The 2246-nt window shown below is 43.0% G+C and carries 3 protein-coding genes; all 3 read left to right on the forward strand.

From position 1 onward, the window contains the following. Positions 1–881 (forward strand): YadA-like family protein (locus QZL64_RS00555; protein WP_296309074.1); only part of this gene is annotated, 881 nt, incomplete at its 5' end. Beyond that, on the forward strand, positions 878–1063 hold the full coding sequence (locus QZL64_RS00560; RefSeq protein WP_021840115.1) for a hypothetical protein: 186 nt from the start codon (positions 878–880) through the stop codon (positions 1061–1063). The genes QZL64_RS00555 and QZL64_RS00560, both read left to right, overlap by 4 nt. A gap of 945 nt (positions 1064–2008) precedes the next feature. Continuing rightward, positions 2009–2246, forward strand: a 238-nt coding sequence (locus tag QZL64_RS00565; protein WP_296309077.1) for an ESPR domain-containing protein, incomplete at its 3' end; no start/stop codon positions are given.

Here is a 2246-nt window from a genome sequence, read left to right on the forward strand (position 1 = left end):
CAAATATCCAGATCCAAGAGGGAACCAATGCAGCGGGTGGCAAGGATTATGCGCTAAGCCTGAACAAAAAACAGAATCTTACTAGCGTTGTCACAGGTGATACAAGGATGGATACGAATGGTATCAAGGTCGGGGACAAAGTCACTCTTACTAAGGATGGCTTGAGCGCAGGTGATACCAAGATCACGAATGATGGTCTTTCCATCGGTGATAAGACCTATGTGCCCAAGGATGGCCTGAATGCCAATGGCAACAAGGTAACTCATGTGGCTGACGGCAAAGTCGAAAAAGGCTCCAAGGATGCAGTCAACGGCGGTCAGCTATACAACACGAATCAGATGGTCATCAATAATGTAAATAATATTTCCAGCTTGGGAAATGCGCTTGGCAGGCTCGCTCATCGCGTGAATAAGGTCGGTGCAGGGGCAGCTGCTCTTGCAGCACTCCATCCGCTCGATTTCGACCCGGATGATAAGTGGGATTTTGCCGCAGGTTATGGCAATTACAATGGCGTGAATGCGGCGGCCATTGGTGCATACTATCGTCCAAATGAAGACACGACGTTCTCTGTCGGAGGCAGCTTTGGAAATGGAGAGAATATGGTGAATGCGGGCGTGAGTGTGAAGCTTGGGCAGGGAAATCATGTTTCTACTTCCAAAGTCGCTATGGCGAAGGAAATCAAGGAGCTTCGCAAGGAAGTCGAGGCATTCAAGTCTGCACTTCTGGATGGACATGCTGGCCGGAAGTGGAATACGTCGAAGCTGCAACTCTTCCCGGATGTGTCTCAGAATCACTGGGCTTATGAACAGCTCTCTATCCTGAAAGCCAATGGCGTCATTGCAGGCTATCCAGATGGAAAATACGAGGGGAGCGTCCGATGACGCGTTACGAATTTGCGACCATGCTTTTTAGAGCGATGGAAAAGGGTGCCGTTCTTTCGGATCGGATGTTTACGGAATTCGCTCCGGAACTGGAATGTTTTACTGTGGATGCTGTCCATACAGATAAAGATGGCAAACCGACGGTCGAACGTGTTCGTATAGCCAAGACCGAAAGATCATAAGTAGGTGGAATCTTCCTTTTTAAACAACTTCTTATGTAGGCTCAATGAGAATGGCAGGGAAGGTGCGGCGCTATAGAGATTTCTCGCTTTTAGGGCGCATCTTACCAAAGTAAAGGCAGTATGAGAACTGATATTTCTTGTACTGCCTTTTTATCTGTTCATTTTTGTGAAACAAATTTGAAATTTTCAGAAATTTTCAAATTTCATATGAAAGTAATGATGGCTTATACTGAATTTTAATGAATATGCAATGATTCAGCAAGAGATAAAAGGTAATTCTTCTTTTTCTTTATAAACTTATATTAGGCCCCAAAAAAAGATGTTGACGGAACTTAGAAGTAAGTGGTATTATTATATATGTTGTTAGGCCTCGTGTAGACATGAAACCTTAATCGCTATTATATGATCAACATTTTTGGAGTAGCCCTTCATGAAACAACAGAAGAAATCAAGGAATGCTGGGAAACCGAAGAGAGGAGGGGGGCCTCTTTGTTGTTTTATCTAATTCTTGGGAAGGAGAGTCTGTGATCATCATAGTGTGGCGAAAGAGTCGTTGGAAATATTGATTTTGCTGTACAAAAGGAAATCATTATAACGACATAACGACATGGAAAAGAAGTATTTTGAGGATTTGCTATTAAGGCCATTACGCTCCCTGTGTTTGTAAGAAATCTGGCAAGAAGATCAACGTATTAGGCGCTAGAGATAGATGGTGCCGCTTTTGTTCTAAACCATGTGAAAAGCTGTACTGGAAACATCGTGAAAGGGATAAAGCTATGTTTTATCGCTTGCTCTATTGCCAGTATTGTGGAGAGACAGGGGTTCTAATGCTGCAAGAGATGTCATTTAGCAAACAATTGAGTGACAAGAAAAATAGTGAATGGTTAGTAAAAGTAAAGTGGATTATCGTTTTACACTGTATTTCAAGGGAAGAGGAGGAGTATCATGAATTTGGATTACAAAGTTGTTTGGAGCAAAACGAAGAATTGCTATATTGTGGTTTCTGAGATTGCGAAAAGACATGGAAAAGGAAAACCTGCACGTACATGCGCTGCCGCTCTTTTAGCTGCATTTGCTCTTACTAGCGTTATGGGAATGAGCGAGGCACAAGCAACAACTACTATCAATGCCAATGCGATTACAACCAATGCACTGAATGCAAAATACAACCTGTCCGTAGGTA

Origin of the sequence: Veillonella sp. CAG:933, assembly GCF_000431435.1 — a bacterium.
Taxonomy (GTDB): Bacteria; Bacillota; Negativicutes; order Veillonellales; family Veillonellaceae; genus Veillonella_A.

Coding starts and splice junctions, on each gene's coding strand:
- QZL64_RS00560 (WP_021840115.1), top strand. CDS start 878: ATGACGCGTTACGAATTTGCGACCATGCTTTTTAGAGCGATGGAAAAG.